The following is a 22,187-nucleotide window of genomic DNA, read 5'->3' as shown; positions in this document are numbered from 1 at the left end:
CATCGCCTCTGGCTACGGTTTCCGCCTTGCTCGACCTCGTCTCGAACGAAGTCGCATCACAATCCCCTTCGAAATTTCCGGCAGGTTTTCTTGAGAAGCTGGAGGAATCAGGAGGAGGCCTGCCTGGTCCGGAGTTCCTGCGGCAGATCTCCAGTCTGATCCGAAAACTGGACATGCAAGGAATTCCGGACTTCAGCGAGCTTCCCATGTCCTCGTGGGAAGTCGAGGTGAAGTTCCCCAGAATCAAGGGGTTCAGTTGGTGGGTGGAGTCCGACGAGTACGAAACCCTCGAGGAGGGACTGCGTGCCGGCATGGAGAGCGAGCATCCGGGAGGGTGCCGACAGGAACTGCCTCTCCTTGCGGCCGAGGTCCAGGAAGCGCTGCTCCTGTTCCCCGACCCGACCGAGCTGGAGAGCAGTCTGCGACCCGTCGTCCCCTGGGCTTCCGTGTCCATCCTCCGCCAGATCCTGCAACTGGTGAACCGCCATGCCTCAGAACAGCATTGAGGTCTTCACCATGCCCTCCCTGACCCGATCCGCCACCTACCCCGACCGTGCGACCGCACAGTGGTGCACCCAGCAGGTCGTCAACCGCAACGAGCAGGTCATCCACCGCTGGCTCACCCAGGGCACCCGGCAGCGGCTGACCATCGAGGCGGAGTGGCCGTCCCGCGAGGAGCCCGCCGGGCGGGTGCTGCTCCAGGCGATGATGCTCGCCGGACGCGAACCCGTCGACGTACGCGCCGCCCGGGTGGTGCTGCGGCGCGACCCCGGCCGCCCCAACGGCTTCGCCGTCCACGCCACCTTCCCGATCCACCTCTGAAGGCAGGCCCCGTCCCATGAAGCCGCTCCAGCACGACCAGCGGTACGGCGAGATGGACCAGGTCGTCCGCGCCTACCTCGGCCGGCCCGCCGCCGACACCCCCGAGCAGCGCAGCGACGCCCTCGACGCCTACCTCCGCCACACCCGCCCCTGGGCCGTGGCCGTCGCCGAGCGGCAACTGCGCGACTACGCCGACAACCCGCCGGGCCGGCTGCGCCTGCGGCTGGGCGAGTTCTACCCGCTGCCGGACCTCGGGCTGGAGGAGAGCCGCGTCCGGGACTGGCTGCTGACCGTCGCCGACCACCTCAGGAGGAGCGTGGCCGAGGGCGACGTCCCCCCGCCCGGCCCACCCCGGACCCACTGGGAGTGGCATGCCCGTTTTCCCGAGCTGGGGCAGTTCCTGGGCGGCTGGTTCTCCCAGGACATGCCGGACGAGTTCGGCGACCACGAGGCGGCGGTCCAGGACTACCTGGACACCACCGGTCCGGCCCTCGCCGCCCGGCTCGCCGGGGAGGTGTACGAGCTGCTGGCCCTGCCGCTGGAGGAGTCCGACTACGCGGTCGCCGTGGCGGAACTGGGCATGGAGGTCGAGCCCCCCACTCCCTGCTCCCCCGGCGCCTGGCTCGCCCGGCTCGGCGCCCGGCTCACCGGCCTCCGCCCCCGATACGGTCCGCCTTCCCCGCCATAGGCCACCTGCCCCGGTGAGCCACCGGCCAGGTCAGCCGGGTTGCCACCATTTCGCCCCGCGGTTCCCAAGGGAGCGGCGACCATGAGAAGGCGGCAGAGGACCGTCCGGTTCGCCGAGGCCGGTGACGGCAGCGGTGGCCCTGGTCCGCCGGTACGGGCTTTCCGGCCGCCCGAGCGAGGATCCCGCGGGCCGCGGCACGCTGACCGGGACGAACCCGAGATCACCACCGTCGCCCGGCCCGCCTGACCGGGTAAACCGCTCGAACGAGTGACGGTCGCGCGAACCCGCCCACACACCGGCCGCGTCCCGCCACGATCGCCACCGGGGCACCCGGCGCGGCGTAGCCTGACATCAGCGACAGGGGAGGACAGCGATGACCGCCGATCCCATCACCGGGCCGATGAACATGCCGCAGAACCAGGACCCCATCGATCTGCTGATCGCGTTCGAAAAGGCGGCGGATGCGCCGATTCGGGCCGAGTACGTCGAGGGGACGATGATCGTGCCGCCACAGCCCGACGATCACCACAACGATGCCGCTGCCGAGTTCTACTTCCAGTTGCGCTCGGCCGGGTTTCCGCTGGCCGGGCTGGGAAGCGGTTACCGCGTGGCGGGGCCGGAGGGGACACGCTCCCTCATCGTCCCGGACTTCTATGTGCGGCGGCGCAGGCCCACCGAGCTCGACGAGGCGTACCGCAGGGCGCACCGGGGCTGGTACTCCATCGAACTGCTCGCCCTGGCCGGGGAGATCACCTCCACCAACCACGAGACCGACACCGGACCGAAATACCGCTCCTGCGCCGCCGCCGGAGTACCCGTCTACGCACTGATCCACCGCCAGGACAAGAAGGCGTACGCCTTCTCCGACCCGCTGCCGGGCAAGGACCCGGCCGGGGCCCACTACGCCACCCGGGTCGAAGTCGACCTCGGCCGCCGCCTCCCCCTGCCCGCCCCCTACCCCGAACTGGACACCGCACCACTGCTGGAGGGGTAGACGCGACGCGGCGCACACGGGCCCCGGGAGCCCCCGCCGGGCCCGCCGGGCCCGACAGGACCGAAGGCCGGGACTGTTGGGCCCCCTCCTGACGGGCTTTCGGCCCCTGCGGTGGGACCGTCCCCGGCGGGATGGTGGTCATGCGACGGACGACCGGTCCGGAGCCTCCCGAAAGGACCGCTGTCATGGCCGTTCACCACCCCACCCACCGCCCCGGATTCCGTCTGTCGTTCCGGCCCGCCGCCAAGGCCTCTCCGGAGACCGGCGCCGCGGCCGACCAGCAGGCCGCCACCGACGCCACGACCGCCACCGGTACCGTCGCCGCGCGGATCGGGGCCGTCACCCGGCTGCTCACCGGGTTCGTCTTCCTGTGGGCGTTCCTCGACAAGACCTTCGGCCTCGGCTACGCCACCGCGGGCGAGAAGGCCTGGATCGAGGGCGGCTCCCCCACCAGGGGCTTCCTCAGCGGCGTCTCCGTCGGACCACTGGAGTCCACCTTCCACTCCATCGCCGGAGCCGCCTGGGCCGACTGGCTGTTCATGCTCGGCCTCCTCGGCGTCGGCGCCGCCCTCACCGCCGGCATCGCCCTGCGGCTCGCCGCACTGGCCGGCACCGCGATGATGGTCCTGATGTGGGCCGCGGAATGGCCCCTGGCCCAGCACCTGTCCGACGGCTCCCCCAGCATGTCCACCAACCCGGTCGTGGACTACCACATCATCTACGCCGCCGCCCTGATCGCCCTGGCCGCCTACGGCGCCGGCCGCACCTGGGGCCTGGGCCGCACCTGGGAGGCACTGCCGCTGGTCAAGCGCCACGGCTGGCTCCGCTGAGCCGGACCGGCCGGGAGACCGGCCCGGAAGGCTCGGAAGAACACCGGGGGCGGGCCCGTCCCGCCCCCTCCGCCCTCCCTCTCACCGAGGACCTGTCCGGGCCGGACAGGTCCTCGTCCGTGTCGGGGGCTCCCCCGGGAAGGGGCGGAACGGCTCAGGAGACCGCTCAGGAGACCTCCGCGCTCTCGAAGCGCCAGCGGTGGACCGGCCGGTGCAGCAACTCGCCCGGTGGTTCGGGAAGTTCGGGCGGGCTGTCGGCGTCGTGGGGAGCGTCCCACCAGGTGATGACCAGGACCCGGTCGCCCGGGGCGGTGAAGGTCTCCCGGCGGAGCGGCACGGGGTCGAGCACCTGGGCGCGGACCCATTCCAGCAGCCGCGCGCCGCGGCCGTCTGCGGCCCGGGCCTCCCACATCAGAGCGATGGTCATGGGGAGATTGTGCCGCCCGCCCCTACACCGCGCGCAGCGCGCCCGGGCGGCGGCCGGTGAGGCGGTCGAGGACGGCGGCGGTGGCCTCGTCGGCGGGGAGGTGGACGATCAGGCGCTGGTCGTCGTCGGCGGGCAGTTCCAGGGTCTCCTGCGCCAGGCGCAGCTCGCCCACCTCGGGGTGGACCAGCCGCGCCACCCCGCTGGCCCGGGGGAGGCCGGGCACGGTCTTCACACGCCGGGTGAACGCCTCCCCGGCGGTGACGGTCAGCTCGTCGGCGAGGGCCGCGATGTGCGGGTCGGAGCGGAACGGGCCCTGTTTGAGGGCGGCGACCAGTTCGTCGGCGACCGTGTCCCAGTCGGGGTGGGTGGTACGGGCCCGCTCGTCGGTGAAGACGTAGCGGGCGAGGCTGGGCGGGTCGCCGTCCAGCATGCCGAGCGGTCCGGCCAGCCGCGCGTAGCCCTCGGTGCGGGCGACGATCTCGCACAGCCGGTTGAGCAGTACGGCAGGGGTGGGCTCCAGCCTGTCGAGCAGGGCCCGCACGGTGGGACGGACGGCGCGGGCCGGTCCCGCGCCCGCCGTGCAGGTGACGCCGTCGCCGAGGCCCTTGCCGAGGCGGTGGAGGTGAACGCGTTCGCCCACGGTCAGCCGCAGCGCACCGGCCAGGGCGGAGAGCACCCCGGCGGACGGGTGGCGGTCACGGCCCTGCTCCAGCCGGGTGACGTACTCGACACTGACTCCGGCGAGCATGGCGAGTTCGGACCGGCGCAGACCGGGAGTACGGCGGCGGGGGCCGGCGGGCAGTCCCACCTCCACGGGTGCGACGGCCTCGCGGCGGGTGCGCAGGAACAGTCCCAGCTCGTTGTCGCTCACCCTGTCGAACGTAGCAGCGCGCGGCTCCCGGATCGTGGCCCTGCCACTACCGGTCTCGGTGCGGTCTCCCCCGCCCGCGGCCCGGACGGCAGGTTGGGTGTGTGGCCGGTGCGCGGCCATCCGAAGCCCGGTGAACAGGAGTTGGCACATGACCAGTACGGACAGCGGGAAGTACCTGAACCTCGCGGTGATTGTCGGCAGCGTCCGCCAGGGACGCTTCGGGCCCGTGGTGGCGAGGTGGTTCGCCGGACAGGCCGAGCGCTACGGCCGGTTCACGGTGGACGTGATCGACCTGGCGGACGTCCCGCTGCCGCCGGTACTGCCGCCGGTGCCGCCGGCGTTCACCCCCGACCTGCCGCGTCCCGCCGAGCTGGCGGGCCTCACCCGGCGGCTGACGGCGGCCGACGCCTACGTGGTGGTCACGCCGGACTACAACCGCAGCTTCCCCGCCTCCCTGAAGGCCGCCGTCGACTGGTACTACGCCGAGTGGCAGGGCAAGGCGGTCGGTTTCGTCGGCTACAGCGGGGCCAGCGGCGGTCTGCTGGCGATCGAGCAGCTCAAGCAGGTCTTCGGCGAGCTGAACGCCCACACCGTGCGCGACAGCGTCAGCTTCCCCCGGTACTTCGAGCTGTTCGACGCCGACGGGCAGCTGCTGGAGCCCGAAAGGGCGGAGGGCGACGCGAAGCAGCTGCTCGACCAGTTGGAATGGTGGGGCTCGGTGCTGCGCGAGGCCAGGCTGGCCCGGCCGCTCCCCGCGACACGGTGACCGGGCCGGGCCGCACCGGCCCGGCGGTCAGCCGTGGAGGTTCCCCGCGCTCGTCTCGTGCACATGGTCGTGGGTGCCGTGCGCGGGGTCGTGGGAGGTGCCCGGGACGTGCGGTTCGGTGACCGGCAGGGAGGAGTCGGCCGACAGGTCCCAGTCGGAGGGGGCCCGGTTCCGGGCGACCATCTCGGCGCCCAGCGCCGCGACCATCGCCCCGTTGTCGGTGCACAGTTTGGGGCGCGGCACCCGCAGGGTGATCCCGGCCGCCGCGCACCGCTCCCCGGCCAGGGCGCGCAGCCGGGAGTTGGCGGCGACGCCGCCGCCGATCATCAGGTGGTCCACGCCCTCGTCGCGGCAGGCGCGCACGGCCTTGCGGGTCAGCACGTCGACGACCGCCTCCTGGAAGGAGGCGGCGACATCGGCGACCGGCACCTCCTCGCCCGCGTTCCGCCTGGCCTCGATCCAGCGGGCGACGGCGGTCTTCAGACCGGAGAAGGAGAAGTCGTACGGCGCGTCGCGCGGGCCGGTCAGGCCCCGCGGGAAGGCGACGGCCTCCGCGTCGCCCTCGCGGGCGTACCGGTCGATGACGGGACCGCCGGGGAAGCCGAGGTTCAGCACCCGGGCGATCTTGTCGAACGCCTCGCCCGCCGCGTCGTCGATGGTGGCGCCCAGCGGGCGGACGTCGGAGGTGATGTCGGAGGACAGCAGCAGCGAGGAGTGGCCGCCCGAGACCAGCAGGGCCATGGTCGGCTCGGGCAGGGCGCCGTGTTCGAGCTGGTCGACGCAGATGTGGGAGGCGAGGTGGTTGACGCCGTACAGCGGCTTGCCCAGCGCGTAGGCGTACGCCTTGGCCGCCGAGACGCCCACCAGCAGCGCCCCGGCCAGGCCGGGACCGGCGGTGACGGCGATGCCGTCGAGGTCGCTCGCGGCGACCCCGGCCTCCTTCAGGGCGCGCTCGATGGTGGGAACCATCGCCTCCAGATGGGCGCGGCTGGCGACCTCGGGCACCACACCGCCGTACCGGGCGTGCTCGTCCACGCTGGAGGCCACCGCGTCGGCGAGCAGGGTGTGTCCGCGCACGATGCCCACGCCGGTCTCGTCGCAGGAGGTCTCGATGCCGAGGACCAGGGGTTCGTCAGCCATGGGGCACCGTTCCTTGAGGTGATCCTTGGGGTTCTGTCGCGGGGTCCGGGCCGTGGTCCAAGCCGTGGTCCGGGGGCGCGGGGTCCATGTGGCGGCGCATCACCAGGGCGTCCACGTTGCCCGGCTGGTAGTAGCCGCGGCGCAGGCCGACCGTCTCGAAGCCGAAGCGCTCGTACAGCCGCCGGGCCCGGGGGTTGTCCACCCGGACCTCCAGCAGCACCTCCTCGCACTCGAACTCGGTGGCGGCGCCGAGCAGCGCGGTGAGCAGCCGGCCGCCGAGTCCGGTGCCCCACCGGTCGCGGGCGGTGGCGATGGTCTGGATGTCGCCGGTGCCGCCGGCGGCGGCGAGCCCGCCGTAGCCCACCAGCCGGCCTCCGCCGCCGGCGCCGTCGGCGCCGGGCAGCTCGGCGACGAGGTAGCGGCGGGTGGCGTACGGGCCGCGGGCCCGGGCGAGCTCGGACCAGAACAGAGCCGGCGTCCAGGCGTCCCGCGGGAACAGCTCCCGCTCCAGCTCCAGCACCGGTTCGATGTCCCACCAGCGCATCTCGCGCAGCACGGGCTGTGCGGGCGGCACGGCTCCGGTCACCGGGGGAGGACCACCTTGTAGTTCGCGGGCACCCTGGCGTCCGGGCGCCGCAGATACAGCGGCAGCGGCGGCAGGAAGCCCGCGTCGCCGTCGTCACCGGCCGCCGCCAGCTTCTCGGCCGCCAGTGCCGCCAGCGCGGCGGCCGAGGCGTGCTCGGGCGGGCCGGGACGGAACCCGGTGAAGACGTCCGCGTACAGCCTGGCCCCCGCGCCCGCGGCGGGGACGTCCGCGACGAGTTCGGCGATGTCGGCCGGGCGGTCCACGGCCGGCTCGCCCAGCCGGGTGCGGGCGTCGGCGTAGCGCGCCCAGTACACCTCCTTGCGGCGGGCGTCGGTGGCGACGACGAAGGGGCCGTCCAGTCCGGCACCGGCGGCGGCGTACGCGATGCCGTCCAGGGTGCACAGACCGTGGACGGGGATGTCCCGGGCGGCTCCGACGGTGACCGCGGTCATCAGTCCGACCCGCAGCCCGGTGTACGGGCCGGGCCCGGTGCCGACGACGATGCCGGTCACGTCGCCGAGCTCGGCGCCCGCCTCGGCGAGGACGCGGTCGACGGCCGGGAGCAGCAGTTCGCCGTGGCGGCGGGCGTCCACCTCGTCCGCGGCGGCGAGAACCCTCCCGCCGTCGTGCAGGGCTGCGGTGACGGCGGGTGTGGCGGTATCCAGAGCGAGCAGGAGCACGCCCCAAGCGTACGGCGCGTTCGTGATCGCCGGTTCCCCGGCGGCTGCTACCGTCGAACGGCGAGAACCGACAAGGCATACGAACACACCGGCGCGCGGGTCCGCGGAGTGCCGGTGCGCGGGAAGGCGGGAAGACGGTGGCACGCAGCAGCGCGGGGGTGGTCGTGGCCGGGCTGACCGCGGCAGCACTCGCCGTCGTCGGCTTCCTGGCCTACCAGGCGTCCGCCGCCCAGGACCGGCGGGACACCGGCGCCGACCGCACTCCCGCCGCCTCGGCCTCCCCCTCCCCCGGCACCGGCAAGGCCGGCAAGACGGACAAGAAGGACGGCGCGGAGCGGACCGCGCTGCCGCCCGGCTCGGGCACCGGCGAGCGCGTCGTGTACTCGCTGGGCAGCCGGCGGGTCTGGCTGGTGGGCGCCAACGAGCAGGTCACCCGCACCTACCCGGTCGTCCCCGGCGCGGTGGACCCGGAGCCCGGGGAGTACACCGTGACCTCCCGCACCGAGCGCGTCACCGGCTCCGACGGGGTGCCGGTGGCCCATGTGGTGCTGTTCGCCCAGGTGGACGGGACCGTGGTGGGTTTCAGCGCGGCGGTGGACGGCTCACTGCCGACGGGGGCGCCCAAGGAGGGCACGGGCGGTGTCCGGGAGCGGCCCGAGGACGGCGAGGCGATGTGGAAGTTCGCCACGGTCGGCACGAAGGTCGTCGTCGTGCCCTGAGCCTTCGCCCCTGAACCTTCACCCCTGAGCCTTCACCTCCGAGCCGCCGTCCCCGGTGCCGCCTCCACGCCGGGGAGGGCCGCGCGCCGGTGTCCTCCTTCGCCGCGTTTACGCCTGCCCCTTTGCGAACAAACGCTCCACATCAGCAGTGGAGTGCGCGGCGAGCGCGGGGCACAGGGGGGACCAGTGGCACTGGAATCGGACAGGTCCGCCGGAAAAGCCGTCGGCCGGGTCACCGACGACGGGGAGCGGAAGCCGGCGGACCGGGTGGAGGAGGAGCGCAGGGAGACCGAGAAGGAGCGTGCCGACCGGCGGTGGACGGAGCTCCTCCAGGAGGTCCGGGTGGCCCAGATGGGCATCCAGATCCTCCTCGGCTTCCTGCTGAGCGTGGCCTTCACCGAGCGCTTCACCGACCTGGGCCCGATAGACCGCAACATCTACGTCGTCACGGTGGTGTTCGGCTCGGCGGCCACCGGGACGCTGATCGCCCCCGTCGCCCTGCACCGCTTCGTCACCGGACACCGGAGGAAGCCCCAGACGGTCGAGTGGGCCGCCCGGCTGACCATCACCGGGCTGATCCTGCTGCTGTTCACGGTGACCTGCGCCCTGCTGCTGATCCTGCGCGTGGTGCTGGACAACGGGATGGCGTGGTGGATCACCGGGGCGCTGTTCCTGTGGTTCGTGGCCTGCTGGTTCATGCTGCCCTTCTGGGCCCGCAGCGTCAGGCCGGACCACCAGGCCATGGGCGAGTAGGACCGGGCCGGGACGGGCCCGGGCGGCGTCAGGCCGCCTCGGCCCCCCGGCCGCCGTCCTCCGCCGGGCCCCGCCCGGATCCGGGGGGAACCCCGGATGCCTCGGGCGCCCCGGGCTCACCCGCGGACTCCGCGGGAGCCGTGCCGGGCGTGCCGGGAGGCGTCGAGACCGCGTCGGCCGCCGCGCACGCGTCCAGCAGCCTGCTCATCGGCACCGTGGTGGGCTCGGGCTTCCGCTCGTGGGCCTCCATCAGTCCCTCCCTGGGCTCCCGGACGAGCGTGGCCGGGCATGCCCGGCCACGTCCTGACCTCCATGTCACCACGCCCGCGGGACACCGCGCAACATCTTGCCGACACCGTGTCGGGACAGTGGCGGACCAGTGGCGGACCAGCCCCGGACCGGTCCCGGGATCAGCCGCCGCGCCGGGCCGCACCGGTGAGGGCCGACAGGTCGGCACCGGCCCAGCGCCCGCCGACGCCGGTCACCGTCACGGTGCGCACGTCGTGGTCCTCCGGCCGGTCCGCGCCGTCCTCGCCCGCGGTCCCCGCCGTTCCCGCGGCGCGCTCGATGACCACGTGCAGCCGGTCCTCCGAGAGCTCCTCGACCCTGCCCTCGCCCCACTCCACGACCACCACCGACTCCGGCAGCGACACGTCCAGGTCCAGGTCCTCCATCTCCTCCAGGCCGCCGCCGAGCCGGTAGGCGTCCACATGCACCAGCGGGGGGCCGTCGCCGAGCGGCGGATGCACCCGGGCGATCACGAAGGTCGGCGAGGTGACCGCGCCGCGCACCCCCAGGCCCTCGCCCAGGCCCCGGGCGAGAGTGGTCTTGCCCGCACCCAGCGCCCCGGTGAGCAGCACGAGGTCGCCGGGGCGCAGCAGCCGGGCCAGCGTCCGGCCCACCTCGCGCATGCGGTCGGGGGTGCCGACGGGAATCCGTACGGCGGGGCTCTCAGGAGCCTTCGGAGCGGCCCCGGTTCCGGTCCCCGCGGTCGGTCGGTGCGGTGTGCTCATGGCTGTGGATGGTACGCGTCAGCAGCCCGGCGAGCCGGTCGTTGACCAGCTCGGGCCGCTCCAGCATCACCAGGTGCCCGGCGCCCTCCACGACGACCAGCTCGGCGTGCGGCAGCGCCTCGGCCATCACCTCGCTGTGCTCGCGCGGGGTGAGCAGGTCCCGGTCGCCGGTGAGGATCAGCGCGGGGCGTTCGGCGCCGAAGGCGGCCAGCGCGGCGGTCTTGTCGTGCTCGGCGAAGGCCGGATAGAAGTCCGCGACCACGTCGACCGGCACCGACTCGATCAGCCGCTCGGCGAAGCGCGCCACCCCGGGGTCGATGTCGCGGGTGCCGAAGGAGTACCGCTTGACCAGGCCCGTGAAGAGGTCGGCGGTGGCCTTCCGGCCGCGCTCGACCAGGTCGGCCCGGGTCGCCAGGGTCCGCAGCACGCCCGGCGCCAGCCGTTTCAGCGCCCTGGCCCCGGCGGCCGGCAGCCCGTAGGTCACCTCGGTGAGCCCGCCCGCCGAGGTGCCCAGCAGGACCACCGCGGCGACGCGCTCGGCGACGTACTCGGGGTACAGGGCGGCCAGCGCCATCACCGTCATGCCGCCCATGGAGTGTCCGACGAGGACGACCGGCCCGGTGGGGACGGCCGCGTCGAGCACCGCCTTCAGGTCGTGGCCGAGCCGGTCGATGGTCACCGTCTCCCCGGCCCGGCCGCGCCCGGAGCGGCCGTGGCCGCGCTGGTCCCAGTAGACGGCGCGCAGGGCGGGGACGCCGAGGTCGTCGCGCGGGGCGGTGGGTTCCAGGCCGCGCAGGGCGGCGCGCTGGAAGTGCCAGACGTCCTGGGCCAGACAGTAGCCGTGGCTGAAGACGACCGTCGGCGCGCCCGGCTCGGCGCCGCCGTCCGGCTCGTCGGTCTCGTAGTGCAGCTCGGTGCCGTCGTCGGCCGCGGCCCGGCCGGGGGTGCCGCGCAGCGAGCCGTACGGGCCGGCGGCGTCCAGGGCCAGCCGGGCCCGGTGGCGCACCGTGCGGTGCACGGTCAGCCGCTCGACGGCCACGCCCGCGGCCACCGCGGCGGCGGCGGCGCCCAGCACCGCGCCGGCCAGCCCGGCGCGGCGCGCCCATCCTCTTCCGCCCGTTTCCGTCATGCTCCGGTCACATGTCCGCGTTCAGGTGTATGCGCGGCACCCGGGCACCGATCCGGGTGACGATCTCGTACGGGATGGTACCCACCGCGCGCGCCCAGTCCTCGGCGGTCGGCTCGCCCGCGGCACCGGGACCGAAGAGGACCGCCTCGTCCCCGGCCTCGGCCGCGTCGCCGCCCAGGTCCACCACGAACTGGTCCATCGCCACCGTCCCGGCGACCGTCCGCCACTTCCCGGCCACCAGCACCGGACCGGTGCCGGAGGCGTGCCGGGGGACGCCGTCGGCGTAACCGGCCGGGACCAGGGCCAGGGTGGTCTCGCCGGGAGTGGTGTAGCGGTGGCCGTAGCCCACCCCGTGTCCGGCCGGGACCCGCTTGACCGAGGCCAGGGCGGCCCGCAGCGTCATCACCGGCCGCAGCCCGAAGTCCTCGGGCGCGCCGATCTCCGGCGCGGGCGAGAGCCCGTAGACCGACAGCCCGGGGCGCACCAGGTCGAAGCGGGCCTCGGGGAGGGTGAGCGTGGCCGGCGAGTTGGCGAGGTGCCGCACCTCCGGTTCCAGCCCGGCGCGCCCGGCGACGGCCAGCGCCTCGTGGAAGGCGGCGAGCTGCGCGGCGACGGAGGGGTGGCCGGGCTCGTCGGCGCAGGCCAGGTGCGACCACACCCCGACGACCCGCACGGTGCCCTCGGCCTCGGCGGCGCGGGCGGCCGCCACCAGGGCGGGCCACTCGGCGGGCTGGCAGCCGCCCCGGCCCAGTCCGGTGTCGGCCTTCAGGTGGACGCGCGCGGTGCGGCCGCAGGCGCGGGCGGCGGCCGTGATCTCCGTCAGCGCCCACGGCGCGCCGGCCGCCACGTCGACGTCCGCCTCGATCGCCGCCCGCCAGGGCCCGCCGGGCGTCCACAGCCAGCACAGCAGCCGGCCCCGGTCGCCCGCGGCGCGCAGCGCCAGCGCCTCCTCGGGGGTGGCCGTCCCCAGCCAGGCCGCCCCGGCCTGCCGGGCGGCGCGGGCGCAGGGGACCATGCCGTGGCCGTAGGCGTCGGCCTTGACCACGGCCATCAGCTCTGCCCCGGCCGCGCGCTCCCGCAGCGCGCGCACGTTGCCGCGCAGCGCGGCGAGATCGATCTCCGCACGGACCCGGTGGGACGTCCGGCCGGCGGCCGGCGGGTGCGGGGCGGATGGCTCATGTGCGACGTTCATCGTGCCCCCAGTCTCTCAGGTCCCCGCCCTGCCGCACCCCTGCGGTTTCCCCCGCCGCTGCCCCTTCGGCACCGGCCGGGCACCGCCCCGTCACTGTCCCGCCGCGGTACGTCCCGGCCGCCGCTCCGGGCCGGTGCCGAGGCCGGGACCGCCTGCCGGGAGACTCGCGGCGCCCGGGGCGCGCCGGCCCCGTGAGCGGCCGGGCGCGGCCCAGGACGCCCTCGGCGGCTCACGAGGAGCGGCCGTCCCGCACGGCTCCGGCCACCGGGCCGGAGACCCGCGCCGGCCCGGGCGCCCGGCCGCCGCCGCGCCTGCGGGCGGGGACCCGGGTCCGTCCGAAGGCCGGCACCGGGCCCTCCGTCCGGGAGAGCGTGCCGGGGCTGCGCACGGCCCGGCCGTCACGGGCCCCGGCCCGGGCGGCGGACCGTCCTCGTACCGGGGGCGCCCGGGTGCTCCGGCAACGCGGCACGGGGGCTCCCGGCCTCACGGTGCCAGATCCCGCCACACCGGGCGCAGTGCGTCCGCCACATCCAGCGCGCTGACCAGCGGGGCCGCCCGGCGACCCGCCAGACCGTGGAGGTAGGCGCCCGCCGCCGCCGCGTCCGGCGCGGTCAGTCCGGCGGCGAGCAGCGAGCCGGTCAGGCCGGAGAGGACGTCGCCGCTGCCGGCCGTCGCCAGCCAGCCGGTGCCGGTGGGGTTGGCCAGCACCGGCTCCCCCTCCGGGCCCTGGGCCGGGGCGACCAGCGTGGTGGAGCCCTTGAGCAGCACCGTCGCGCCGTACCGCCGCGCCAGCTCCCGCACCGAGGCCAGCCGCGCCGCCTCCACCTCCTCGCGCGCCCGGCCCAGCAGCCGCGCCGCCTCCCCGGCGTGCGGGGTCAGCAGGGTCGGCGCGGTACGCTCCCGGACCTGCCCGGCGTCCGCCAGGCCCAGCGCGTCGGCGTCCAGCAGCACCGGTACGTCCGAGGCCAGCACCTCGCGCACCGCCCGCCGGGCGTCCGGCCCGTCGCCCAGCCCCGGCCCGGCGACCCACGCCTGCACCCGGCCCGCATCACCCGGCGGGCCCTCGGTCACCAGCGTCTCGGGGAAACGGGCGACCACCGCGCCGGCCGCGGACCCGGCGTAGCGCACCGCGCCCGCCCCGCCCCGCAGCGCACCCGCCACGGCGAGCACGGCCGCGCCCGGGTAGCGCCCGGAGCCCGCGGCGATGCCGACCACCCCGCGCCGGTACTTGTCGCTCTCGGCCGCCGGGCGGGGCAGCAGCGCGGCCACGTCCGCGTGCCGCGGGGCGCGCACCACCGGTTCGGCCCCCTCCAGATACGGGCCCAGCCCGATGTCCACCAGCCGCACCGCCCCGGCGTACTCGCGCGCCGGGTCGACCAGCAGTCCCGGCTTGTACGCGCCGAAGGTGACCGTGGCCGCCGCCCGCACCGCCACCCCGTGCACCTCGCCGGTGTCGGCGTCCACCCCGCTGGGCAGGTCCACGGCGACGACCGGCACCCCGGCCTCCCGGACGGCGCCGAGGACCTCCACCGCGTCGGGCCGCAGCCCGCCCCGGCCGCCGATGCCGACGATGCCGTCCACCACGAGGTCCGCCCGCCGCAGCAGGGCGGGCAGATCGGCGGGCACGCCCGCCACCACGGTGTGCGCGGTCGGTGCCGCCACGGCCCGGCCGCCCGCCGCCCGCAGCGCGGCCAGCCCGGCCCCGTGCGCCTTCTCCGGGCTGAGCAGCACGGCCCGCACCCCGGCGCCGCGCCGGGCCAGGTGCGCCCCGGCGAAGAGGGCGTCCCCGCCGTTGTCGCCGCTGCCCACCAGCAGGACGATCCGGGTGCCGTACGTCCGGCCCAGCAGCCCGGCGCAGGCGGCGGCCAGTCCGGCGGCGGCACGCCGCATCAGCGTGCCCGGGGGCAGCCGGGCCATCAGCTCCCGCTCGGCGGTTCGTACGGTCCGCACGCTGTAGGCATCTCTCATATCCCACAGTCTGACCGCCCTCCGCCCGGACATCCCGGCGAACCGGGATGCCCTCCGGCCGCCGCAGGAGCGCCGGGAGCGGTCTCCGGCAGGTGCGGAGGCCCGGCGCCGGCGGACGGCCGGTCCGCGAAGGCGCCCGCGGACGGCCCGGCGGCCCGGCACCGACCGGGCCCGGCCGTCCGGCACTGCGACCCGCCGGGAGGAGCCCTCACCCCTCGGCGATCACCACCGCCGAGGCCACCCCCGCGTCATGGCTGAGCGAGAGGTGCCAGTTGCGCACCCCCAGCTCGGCCGCACGGGCGGCGACCGTGCCGGTCACCCGCAGAAACGGCCGGCCGCCGCCGTCCACCACCACCTCGGCGTCCGTCCACAGCAGGCCGGGCGGCGCGCCCAGCGCCTTGGCCAGGGCCTCCTTGGCGGCGAACCGCGCCGCCAGGGAGGCCGGCCCGCGCCGCTCCCCGCCGGGCAGCAGCAGCTCGGCGGGGACGAACAGGCGGTCGGCCAGCCGCGGGGTCCGCGCCAGCGCGGCGGCGAACCGGTCGATCCCGGCCACGTCGATCCCCACCCCGACGATCACCGGCGGTCTCCCGCCGCCACCGCCGTCCCCGTCGGCACCACCGTTCCCGGCAGCGGGGACGTCACTCCACCGTCACCGACTTGGCCAGGTTGCGCGGCTGGTCCACCTCGTTGCCGCGGGCGGTGGCCAGTTCGCAGGCGAAGACCTGCAGCGGCACGGTGGCCACCAGCGGCTGGAGCAGGGTCGGGGTGGCGGGGATGCGCACCAGGTGGTCGGCGTACGGCACGACCGTGTCGTCGCCCTCCTCGGCGATGACGATGGTCCGCGCGCCCCGGGCCCGGATCTCCTGGATGTTGGAGACGATCTTGTCGTGCAGCACCGACCGGCCGCGCGGCGACGGGACGACCACGACCACCGGCAGGTCGTCCTCGATCAGCGCGATCGGACCGTGCTTGAGCTCTCCGGCGGCGAAGCCCTCGGCGTGCATGTACGCCAGCTCCTTGAGCTTGAGCGCGCCCTCCAGCGCGACCGGGAAGCCCACGTGGCGGCCGAGGAAGAGAACGGTGTTCTTGTCCGCCAGAGACCTCGCCAGCTCCCGTACCGGCTCCATCGTGCCGAGGACCTTGTCGACCTCGGTGGCGATCTGCGACAGCTCGCGGATCACCGAGCCGATCTCGTCGCCCCACTTGGTGCCGCGCACCTGCCCCAGGTAGAGGGCCACCAGGTAGCAGGCCACCAGCTGGGTGAGGAACGCCTTGGTGGAGGCGACCGCCACCTCGGGCCCGGCGTGGGTGTAGAGCACCGCGTCGGACTCGCGCGGGATCGTCGAGCCGTTGGTGTTGCAGATGGCCAGCACCTTGGCGCCCTGCTCGCGGGCGTGGCGCAGGGCCATCAGGGTGTCCATCGTCTCGCCGGACTGGCTGATGGCGATGACCAGGGTCCGCTGGTCCAGGATCGGGTCCCGGTAGCGGAACTCGCTGGCCAGCTCGGTCTCGCAGGGGACGCGCGTCCAGTGCTCGATGGCGTACTTGGCGATCATTCCGGCGTGGTACGCGGTGCCGCAGGCCACGATGACGACCTTGTTGACCTCGCGCAGCACGTGGTCGGGGATGTGGACCTCGTCCAGCGCCAGCCGGCCGGCCTCGTCGATGCGGCCCAGCAGGGTGTCGGCGACCGCCTTGGGCTGCTCGGCGATCTCCTTGAGCATGAAGTAGTCGTAGCCGCCCTTCTCGGCGGCCGAGGCGTCCCAGTCCACGTGGTAGGCCCGGGTCTCGGCGGGGGCGCCGTCGAAGTCGGTGACGGTGACCCGGTCCCGCCTCAGCTCCACCACCTGGTCCTGGCCCAGCTCGACGGCCTCACGGGTGTGGGCGATGAACGCGGCCACGTCGGAGGCGAGGAAGTTCTCGCCCTCGCCGACGCCGACCACCAGCGGCGAGTTCCGCCGTGCGCCGACGACGGTGTCCGGCTCGTCGGCGTGCACCGCGACGAGGGTGAAGGCGCCCTCCAGACGGCGGCACACCTGGCGCATCGACTCGGCCAGATCCCCGCAGGAGGAGAAGTTCTCGGCGAGGAGGTGGGCCACGACCTCGGTGTCGGTCTCGGAGGTCAGCTCGTGGCCGCGCTCGGCCAGCTCGGCACGGAGCGCGGCGAAGTTCTCGATGATGCCGTTGTGGACGACCGCGACCCGTCCGGAGTTGTCCAGGTGCGGATGGGCGTTGGCGTCGGTCGGCCCGCCGTGCGTGGCCCACCGGGTGTGGCCGATTCCGGTGGAGCCGGCCGGCAGCGGATGCTCGTCCAGCACCTTGCCGAGATTGGCCAGTTTCCCGGCCTTCTTCGCGGCGGCCAGGCCACCGTCGGCGAGGACCGCGACACCCGCCGAGTCGTAACCGCGGTACTCCAACCGCTTCAGTCCCGCGATGACAACGTCGAGGGCGGACTGCCCTCCCACATAACCAACGATTCCGCACATGCGGAGCAGCCTAAGGGGCGGAGGGCACCAGTGGTGTCAGCGGGCTCGTGCGATGCGTGCCGCGGCCCGGGCGACGATCTCGGCCGCCTCCCGGTACGCGGCCGCGTACCGGCCCCCCGGACGCGGGAGGTCCCCCCTCCACTCCGGCGCCCCGCACGCGTCGCCGTCCAGGTCCTCCCCGGGCGGTTCCCCGACGAGTCCGGCCCACACCCGGGCGGTGTGGGCCGCCCGCGCGCCGTCGGCCGCACAACGGCGGTGAGCTGGGCGGAAGCGCCGGAACGGGAACGGCGCGGGAGCCTCCTCCGGGCCGGGGCACGCGGGTCGGGCCCGAGGGGAACGGAAGGGGACACCCCGGCGCCCGGCGGGCCGCGGCGAGGGCCGGGACCGGCACACCCGTACGGTGAACGCGCGGGTGACCGTATCCGGCCGGAGCGGCACCGGACCACCGCACCGCCGCGCTCCTCCCGGGAACACGCCCTCCCCGCCGCCCCCACTGTGCCGACTCTCACACCGGGCGGCCGATGGGCCGGCCGTCCCCGACCGGCCACAATGGCCCCGTGCCCACGTCCGCCGCCTCCGCCTCCCCCGCCGTCCCCTCCGGGGCACCGCAGCAGCGCCGGGTCCGCTCCGCCGAGGCGAGCCCCTTCGTCGACCTCTCCCGCGCCGAGTGGAGCGCGCTGCGCGAGCGGACCCCGCTGCCGCTGACCGCCGCCGAGGTGGAGGAGCTGCGCGGGCTGGGCGACGTCATCGACCTGGACGAGGTGCGCGACGTCTACCTGCCGCTGTCCCGGCTGCTCAACCTGTACGTCGGCGCCGCCCACGGACTGCGCGGCGCGCTCAACACCTTCCTCGGCGCGGCGGGCGACGGCCACGGCGCCCAGCGCGGGACGCCGTTCGTCATCGGGGTCGCGGGCAGTGTGGCGGTCGGCAAGTCCACGGTGGCGCGGCTGCTGCGGGCACTGCTCGCCCGCTGGCCCGAGCACCCGCGCGTGGAGCTGGTGACCACGGACGGCTTCCTGCTGCCGAACGCGGAGCTGGGCCGCCGCGGACTGATGTCCCGCAAGGGCTTCCCCGAGTCCTACGACCGCCGCGCGCTGACCCGCTTCGTCGCGGACGTCAAGGCGGGCCGCGAGGAGGTCACCGCGCCCGTCTACTCGCATCTGATCTACGACATCGTGCCCGGTGAGCGCCTGACCGTGCGGCGCCCGGACATCCTGATCGTGGAGGGCCTGAACGTCCTCCAGCCCGCCCTGCCCGGCAAGGACGGCCGCACCCGGCTCGCGGTCGCCGACTGCTTCGACTTCTCCGTCTACGTGGACGCGCGCACCGAGGACATCGAGCGCTGGTACCTGGGGCGCTTCCGGAAACTGCGGGAGACCGCCTTCCAGGACCCGTCCTCGTACTTCCGCCGCTACACCCAGGTGTCCGAGGAGGAGGCGCTGGAGTACGCGCGGGGGATCTGGCGCACGACCAACCGGCCCAACCTGGAGCAGAACATCCTCCCGACCCGGGGCCGCGCCGGACTGGTGCTGCGCAAGGGCCCGGACCACAAGGTCCAGCGCCTGTCGCTGCGCAAGCTCTGACCTCCGGCTCGGCCTCCGGCCCGGCCCGCCGCCCCGGGCACACGGCCGGGCCGCGCGGGCACGCGCGAAGCGCCGCGCCCGCGCGGGGGCCACCGCCGTACCCGGACCGTGCCCGGCGCCGCGCCCCTCAGCCCAGCGCCGACTTCACCTCGTCGGCCAGCCGTCCGGCCACCGTGCGGGCCTGGTCCAGATCGGCGGCCTCGACCATCACCCGCACCAGCGGCTCGGTGCCGGAGGGCCGCAGCAGCACCCGGCCGGTCTCGCCCAGCTCCCGCTCGGCCTCCTCCACGGCGGCGGCCACCCGGGCCGAGGAGCCGACCCGGCTCCGGTCCACGTCCGGCACGTTGATCAGCACCTGCGGCAGCCGCTTCATGACGCCCGCCAGCTCCGCCAGGGGCCGGCCGGTGGCCGCCACCCGGGCGGCCAGCAGCAGACCGGTCAGGGTGCCGTCGCCGGTGGTGGCGTGGTCCAGGACGATGACGTGCCCGGACTGCTCACCGCCCAGCGAGTAGCCGCCGCGCTTCATCTCCTCCAGCACATAGCGGTCGCCGACCGCCGTCTGGAGCAGCCCGACGCCCTCGCGCTCCATGGCGAGCTTGAAACCGAGGTTGGACATCACGGTGGCCACCACGGTGTTCCCGCGCAGCGTCCCGGCCTCCCGCATGCCCAGCGCCAGCACGCTGAGGATCTGGTCGCCGTCGATCTCGTTCCCGGCGGCGTCCACGGCCAGGCAGCGGTCGGCGTCGCCGTCGTGCGCCACGCCCAGCTGGGCGCCGTGTTCCACGACGGCCGCGCGCAGCCCCTGCAGATGGGTGGAGCCGCAACCGTCGTTGATGTTGAGGCCGTCGGGCTCGGTGGCGATGGGGATCACCTCGGCACCGGCCCGCGCGAACGCCTCCGGGGAGACCCGCGCCGCCGCGCCGTGCGCGCCGTCGACGACGACCTTGAGCCCGTCGAGCCGGTTGGGCAGCACCCCGATCAGGTGCGCGACGTACTTGTCGAAGCCCTCGTCGTAGTCCTTCACCCGGCCGACCCCGGCGCCCGTCGGCCGGTCCCAGGGCTCGCCGGAGGCGTGCTCGCGGTAGACCCGCTCGATGCGGTCCTCCAGCTCGTCGGCCAGTTTGTGGCCGCCGCGGGCGAAGAACTTGATGCCGTTGTCGGGCATGGGGTTGTGGCTGGCGGAGAGCATCACGCCCAGGTCGGCGCCGAGCGCGCCGGTCAGGTACGCCACGGCCGGGGTCGGCAGCACGCCCACCCGCAGCACGTCCACACCCGCGCTGGCCAGCCCGGCCACCACGGCGGCCTCCAGGAACTCCCCGGACGCGCGCGGATCCCGTCCGACCACCGCCACCGGCCGGTGGCCCTCGAACGTACCCGCCTCGGCGAGCACGTGCGCCGCCGCGACCGACAGACCGAGCGCCAGTTCGGCGGTCAGGTCGGCATTGGCGACCCCGCGCACACCGTCCGTACCGAAGAGTCGTGCCACCGTGGTTCCTCCGAGTTCTCGCAAGACCGGGCCTGCCGTCGACCCGGATCATCCAGATATACGCCCCTTGCCCGCGGAAAAGGAACGGTCGCGCACCGGGCACGCCGCACGGGGCGCCCGGCCGGGGCACTCGCCACCGGCGCCGCATCGTAGACGAGCGCCCCGGCGGCACCGTGACGGTGCTGCCGGGGCGCTCATCGGCGGCCGCCGGAAAAGCCGGGCCACTGCGGTCCGGCCGGTACAGCCCGGCGGATCAGCGCTTGCTGTACTGGGTGCCCTTACGGGCCTTCTTCAGACCGGCCTTCTTGCGCTCGACCGCGCGGGCGTCACGGGTCAGGAAGCCGGCCTTCTTCAGCGGGCCGCGGTTGTTGTCCACGTCCGCCTCGTTCAGGGCACGGGCCACACCCAGGCGCAGCGCGCCGGCCTGGCCGGAGATGCCGCCGCCGCTGATGCGGGCGACGACGTCGTAGCGGTTGTCCAGCTCCAGAACCTTGAAGGGCTCGTTGACTTCCTGCTGGTGCACCTTGTTGGGGAAGTACCCCTCCAGGGTCCGGCCGTTGATCTTCCACTGACCGGTGCCCGGCACGATGCGGACGCGGGCGATGGCGTTCTTGCGCCGCCCGGTGCCGGCACCCGGCTGCGGCTCACCGAAACGGGACGCGAGGGACTCGGTGGAGTACTCCTCGGCACCCTCGGGGGTCTCGGGAGTCTCGGTGGTGTACTGCTCGACCTCTTCGATCGGGGTCTCGGCGGTGGTCTCGGCCACGGTTCTCCTCAGCTCTCTTCAGTCTTGGTGGTGGCCGGACTACTGCGCGACCTGGGTGATCTCGAACGGGACCGGCTGCTGAGCCGAGTGCGGGTGGTTCTCGCCCGCGTAGACCTTCAGCTTCGAGAGCATCTGACGGCCCAGGGTGTTCTTCGGGAGCATGCCCCGGACGGCCTTCTCCACGGCCTTCTCGGGGTTGTTCTTCAGCAGGTCGTCGTAGCGGACGGACCGCAGACCACCCGGGTAGCCGGAGTGTCGGTAGGCCAGCTTCTGGGTCCGCTTGTTGCCGGAGAGGTGCACCTTGTCGGCGTTGATGATGATGACGAAGTCACCAGCGTCAACGTGCGGCGCGTACACCGGCTTGTGCTTGCCCCTCAGAAGGGTGGCGGCCTGGGAGGCCAGACGGCCCAGGACGACATCTGTGGCGTCGATGACGTGCCACTGGCGCTGGATGTCGCCGGGCTTGGGGCTGTACGTACGCACGGTCGTAGCCTTCGCTTCTTCAGTGAGTGTTTCCTGACAAGGTCACCGGAGATCACGACAGCCCTGACCACGCGTCGGTGACGCAAGCCGATGCGGGTCGCTGGTCATCGTCCTGGTGGACCAGGCGTAACGGCCTCTCACGTGAGAACGAGCAAGCCAATACGCACAACGAACCAGCAGGATACCGGCCCTGCGCCACACGGGTCAAAACACCCCGGTCCACCACCCGGGACGTCCCCCGGGCGGCCCGCACACACGGTACGCACCGTCCACCACACAGTAGCGCACCCGGCACGGGGTGCGGTTGTCGTGTGGGGTGCGGGTTGGGTGGGTGCTGGGGTCGGGGCCGGTCCGGGGCGACCATTCCGGACGGCATTATTTACGGCCGTGATCGTGTCACGTTCTGTCACCCACTCATTGGCCGCAAATAACGCTTGAGTGTCCGGAACGGCCGCCCCTCCCCGTCCCCTCCCCGCCGTCGCCGGGTGCACCACCGCCGTGCCTGCGCTCCAGACCAGGCCCACTCCCGGGGTGCTCCTCCGACCACACCCCCCACAGCCCCGGGCCGAACCCGCCCCCGGGAGAGGCAGCCCCGGACCCGTCCCCGGGATGTCCTCCTCCGCCTGCCGCGCACCCCGGACCGAACCCACTCCCGACAGGGCCGCCCGGAGCCGATACGGACCGGCCCCGGCTCCGGACGCACCCGCAGGCCACCCCGGTCCCACCAGGGAGTACACCCCTGCACACCGGGGGCGGGCAGCGCCCCGGCCACCCCCACGGCCCCGCCGAACAACCGGCACCCCAC

Annotated in this window: 24 protein-coding genes; 9 read left to right on the top strand and 15 right to left on the bottom strand. The window is 74.5% G+C overall.

All coding sequences use genetic code 11. The features are described 5' to 3' along the window. Positions 1-26: 26 nt before the first annotated feature. The 5 genes from CUT44_RS32875 (at position 27) to CUT44_RS26530 (ending at position 3,334) form a co-directional block, all read left to right on the top strand. Complete coding sequence (locus CUT44_RS32875) at positions 27-506, top strand: hypothetical protein (protein ID WP_146252309.1); 480 nt, start codon at positions 27-29, stop codon at positions 504-506. After that, on the top strand, positions 487-822 hold the full coding sequence (locus CUT44_RS26545) for an RNase A-like domain-containing protein (RefSeq protein ID WP_233221685.1): 336 nt from the start codon (positions 487-489) through the stop codon (positions 820-822). Before CUT44_RS32875 ends, CUT44_RS26545 begins: the two co-directional genes overlap by 20 nt. Positions 823-838: 16 nt before the next feature. Beyond that, a complete protein-coding gene (locus tag CUT44_RS26540) occupies positions 839-1,510 on the top strand; it encodes a contact-dependent growth inhibition system immunity protein (RefSeq protein ID WP_100204507.1) in 672 nt (223 codons plus the stop codon). A 373-nt stretch (positions 1,511-1,883) separates the two neighbouring features. Then, the gene (locus CUT44_RS26535) at positions 1,884-2,504 is read left to right on the top strand and encodes a Uma2 family endonuclease (RefSeq protein WP_100204506.1); all 621 of its coding nucleotides are present in this window, start codon (positions 1,884-1,886) and stop codon (positions 2,502-2,504) included. A gap of 185 nt (positions 2,505-2,689) precedes the next feature. Then, a complete protein-coding gene (locus tag CUT44_RS26530) occupies positions 2,690-3,334 on the top strand; it encodes a DoxX family membrane protein (RefSeq protein WP_100204505.1) in 645 nt (214 codons plus the stop codon). Between the two features lie 166 nt (positions 3,335-3,500). Here the strand turns inward: CUT44_RS26530 and CUT44_RS26525 are convergent, their stop codons facing one another. Together CUT44_RS26525 and CUT44_RS26520 are read right to left on the bottom strand one after the other, a co-directional pair. Then, the gene (locus CUT44_RS26525; RefSeq protein WP_100204504.1) at positions 3,501-3,761 is read right to left on the bottom strand and encodes a hypothetical protein; all 261 of its coding nucleotides are present in this window, start codon (positions 3,759-3,761) and stop codon (positions 3,501-3,503) included. A 22-nt stretch (positions 3,762-3,783) separates the two neighbouring features. Next, positions 3,784-4,632 (bottom strand): helix-turn-helix domain-containing protein, encoded by an 849-nt coding sequence (locus CUT44_RS26520; RefSeq protein WP_100204503.1) that lies wholly within the window; start codon positions 4,630-4,632, stop codon positions 3,784-3,786. A gap of 148 nt (positions 4,633-4,780) precedes the next feature. Here CUT44_RS26520 and CUT44_RS26515 point away from each other — a divergent pair, with 148 nt between their 5' ends. Continuing rightward, the gene (locus tag CUT44_RS26515; protein WP_100204502.1) at positions 4,781-5,398 is read left to right on the top strand and encodes an NADPH-dependent FMN reductase; all 618 of its coding nucleotides are present in this window, start codon (positions 4,781-4,783) and stop codon (positions 5,396-5,398) included. Between the two features lie 27 nt (positions 5,399-5,425). On the opposite strand, the gene tsaD is transcribed toward CUT44_RS26515, so the two are convergent. From tsaD to tsaB, 3 genes are read right to left on the bottom strand one after another with little or no spacing between them, the layout of a single operon-like run. Beyond that, positions 5,426-6,538 carry a tRNA (adenosine(37)-N6)-threonylcarbamoyltransferase complex transferase subunit TsaD gene (gene tsaD, locus CUT44_RS26510; protein WP_100204501.1) on the bottom strand — a complete coding sequence of 371 codons (1,113 nt, stop codon included), beginning with the start codon at positions 6,536-6,538 and terminating at the stop codon, positions 5,426-5,428. Then, positions 6,531-7,082, bottom strand: coding sequence for a ribosomal protein S18-alanine N-acetyltransferase (gene rimI, locus CUT44_RS26505; protein WP_100204600.1), 552 nt, complete (start codon positions 7,080-7,082; stop codon positions 6,531-6,533). Before rimI ends, tsaD begins: the two co-directional genes overlap by 8 nt. A 38-nt stretch (positions 7,083-7,120) precedes the next feature. Then, positions 7,121-7,804, bottom strand: coding sequence for a tRNA (adenosine(37)-N6)-threonylcarbamoyltransferase complex dimerization subunit type 1 TsaB (gene tsaB / locus CUT44_RS26500; RefSeq protein WP_100204500.1), 684 nt, complete (start codon positions 7,802-7,804; stop codon positions 7,121-7,123). A gap of 137 nt (positions 7,805-7,941) precedes the next feature. Here tsaB and CUT44_RS26495 point away from each other — a divergent pair, with 137 nt between their 5' ends. Both CUT44_RS26495 and CUT44_RS26490 read left to right on the top strand, forming a co-directional pair. Further along, positions 7,942-8,523 carry a L,D-transpeptidase gene (locus tag CUT44_RS26495; RefSeq protein WP_100204499.1) on the top strand — a complete coding sequence of 194 codons (582 nt, stop codon included), beginning with the start codon at positions 7,942-7,944 and terminating at the stop codon, positions 8,521-8,523. Positions 8,524-8,709: 186 nt separating this feature from the next. After that, positions 8,710-9,276: a DUF6328 family protein gene (locus CUT44_RS26490; RefSeq protein WP_408646801.1), complete on the top strand. Its 567-nt coding sequence runs from the start codon at positions 8,710-8,712 to the stop codon at positions 9,274-9,276. 28 nt (positions 9,277-9,304) lie between these two features. Here the strand turns inward: CUT44_RS26490 and CUT44_RS26485 are convergent, their stop codons facing one another. From CUT44_RS26485 to glmS, 7 genes are all read right to left on the bottom strand, one after another. Next, complete coding sequence (locus CUT44_RS26485) at positions 9,305-9,526, bottom strand: hypothetical protein (protein ID WP_100204498.1); 222 nt, start codon at positions 9,524-9,526, stop codon at positions 9,305-9,307. A gap of 160 nt (positions 9,527-9,686) precedes the next feature. Further along, complete coding sequence (gene tsaE / locus CUT44_RS26480) at positions 9,687-10,289, bottom strand: tRNA (adenosine(37)-N6)-threonylcarbamoyltransferase complex ATPase subunit type 1 TsaE (protein ID WP_100204497.1); 603 nt, start codon at positions 10,287-10,289, stop codon at positions 9,687-9,689. After that, a complete protein-coding gene (locus CUT44_RS26475) occupies positions 10,228-11,418 on the bottom strand; it encodes an alpha/beta fold hydrolase (RefSeq protein WP_100204496.1) in 1,191 nt (396 codons plus the stop codon). The genes tsaE and CUT44_RS26475 overlap by 62 nt, the downstream gene beginning before the upstream one ends. Before the next feature lie 7 nt (positions 11,419-11,425). Further along, on the bottom strand, positions 11,426-12,610 hold the full coding sequence (alr, locus tag CUT44_RS26470) for an alanine racemase (RefSeq protein WP_100204495.1): 1,185 nt from the start codon (positions 12,608-12,610) through the stop codon (positions 11,426-11,428). 483 nt (positions 12,611-13,093) lie between these two features. Continuing rightward, entirely contained in the window at positions 13,094-14,578 is a 1,485-nt protein-coding gene (locus CUT44_RS26465) for an NAD(P)H-hydrate dehydratase (protein WP_100204494.1), read from the bottom strand. A gap of 208 nt (positions 14,579-14,786) precedes the next feature. Further along, positions 14,787-15,155 (bottom strand): holo-ACP synthase, encoded by a 369-nt coding sequence (locus tag CUT44_RS26460; RefSeq protein WP_100204493.1) that lies wholly within the window; start codon positions 15,153-15,155, stop codon positions 14,787-14,789. A 61-nt stretch (positions 15,156-15,216) separates the two neighbouring features. After that, a complete protein-coding gene (glmS, locus tag CUT44_RS26455; RefSeq protein WP_100204492.1) occupies positions 15,217-17,064 on the bottom strand; it encodes a glutamine--fructose-6-phosphate transaminase (isomerizing) in 1,848 nt (615 codons plus the stop codon). Positions 17,065-17,621: 557 nt separating this feature from the next. Here glmS and coaA point away from each other — a divergent pair. Continuing rightward, a complete protein-coding gene (gene coaA / locus CUT44_RS26450) occupies positions 17,622-18,647 on the top strand; it encodes a type I pantothenate kinase (RefSeq protein WP_233221683.1) in 1,026 nt (341 codons plus the stop codon). A gap of 127 nt (positions 18,648-18,774) precedes the next feature. On the opposite strand, the gene glmM is transcribed toward coaA, so the two are convergent. The 3 genes from glmM to rplM all read right to left on the bottom strand — a co-directional run bounded on the left by glmM (position 18,775) and on the right by rplM (position 21,382). Then, on the bottom strand, positions 18,775-20,133 hold the full coding sequence (gene glmM, locus CUT44_RS26445; protein WP_100204490.1) for a phosphoglucosamine mutase: 1,359 nt from the start codon (positions 20,131-20,133) through the stop codon (positions 18,775-18,777). Positions 20,134-20,386: 253 nt separating this feature from the next. Then, entirely contained in the window at positions 20,387-20,899 is a 513-nt protein-coding gene (rpsI, locus tag CUT44_RS26440; RefSeq protein WP_100204489.1) for a 30S ribosomal protein S9, read from the bottom strand. 39 nt (positions 20,900-20,938) lie between these two features. Further along, entirely contained in the window at positions 20,939-21,382 is a 444-nt protein-coding gene (gene rplM, locus CUT44_RS26435; RefSeq protein WP_100204488.1) for a 50S ribosomal protein L13, read from the bottom strand. Positions 21,383-22,187: the final 805 nt, after the last annotated feature.

Origin of the sequence: Streptomyces carminius (assembly GCF_002794255.1) — a bacterium.
In the GTDB taxonomy this organism is placed as follows: domain Bacteria; phylum Actinomycetota; class Actinomycetes; order Streptomycetales; family Streptomycetaceae; genus Streptomyces; species Streptomyces carminius.
The sequence above is the reverse complement of the archived record's forward strand: the minus strand, read 5'-3'. Positions and strand labels throughout refer to the sequence as shown.

What these genes read in the sequence shown, in the direction of transcription:
- CUT44_RS26545 (WP_233221685.1), top strand. Translation starts at nt 487, where the DNA reads ATGCCTCAGAACAGCATTGAGGTCTTCACCATGCCCTCCCTGACCCGA.
- CUT44_RS26540 (WP_100204507.1), top strand. Translation starts at nt 839, where the DNA reads ATGAAGCCGCTCCAGCACGACCAGCGGTACGGCGAGATGGACCAGGTC.
- CUT44_RS26535 (WP_100204506.1), top strand. Translation starts at nt 1,884, where the DNA reads ATGACCGCCGATCCCATCACCGGGCCGATGAACATGCCGCAGAACCAG.
- CUT44_RS26530 (WP_100204505.1), top strand. Translation starts at nt 2,690, where the DNA reads ATGGCCGTTCACCACCCCACCCACCGCCCCGGATTCCGTCTGTCGTTC.
- CUT44_RS26525 (WP_100204504.1), bottom strand. Translation starts at nt 3,761, where the DNA reads ATGACCATCGCTCTGATGTGGGAGGCCCGGGCCGCAGACGGCCGCGGC.
- CUT44_RS26515 (WP_100204502.1), top strand. Translation starts at nt 4,781, where the DNA reads ATGACCAGTACGGACAGCGGGAAGTACCTGAACCTCGCGGTGATTGTC.
- tsaD (WP_100204501.1), bottom strand. Translation starts at nt 6,538, where the DNA reads ATGGCTGACGAACCCCTGGTCCTCGGCATCGAGACCTCCTGCGACGAG.
- rimI (WP_100204600.1), bottom strand. Translation starts at nt 7,082, where the DNA reads ATGCGCTGGTGGGACATCGAACCGGTGCTGGAGCTGGAGCGGGAGCTG.
- CUT44_RS26485 (WP_100204498.1), bottom strand. Translation starts at nt 9,526, where the DNA reads ATGGAGGCCCACGAGCGGAAGCCCGAGCCCACCACGGTGCCGATGAGC.
- tsaE (WP_100204497.1), bottom strand. Translation starts at nt 10,289, where the DNA reads ATGAGCACACCGCACCGACCGACCGCGGGGACCGGAACCGGGGCCGCT.
- CUT44_RS26475 (WP_100204496.1), bottom strand. Translation starts at nt 11,418, where the DNA reads ATGACGGAAACGGGCGGAAGAGGATGGGCGCGCCGCGCCGGGCTGGCC.
- alr (WP_100204495.1), bottom strand. Translation starts at nt 12,610, where the DNA reads ATGAACGTCGCACATGAGCCATCCGCCCCGCACCCGCCGGCCGCCGGC.
- CUT44_RS26465 (WP_100204494.1), bottom strand. Translation starts at nt 14,578, where the DNA reads ATGAGAGATGCCTACAGCGTGCGGACCGTACGAACCGCCGAGCGGGAG.
- glmS (WP_100204492.1), bottom strand. Translation starts at nt 17,064, where the DNA reads ATGTGCGGAATCGTTGGTTATGTGGGAGGGCAGTCCGCCCTCGACGTT.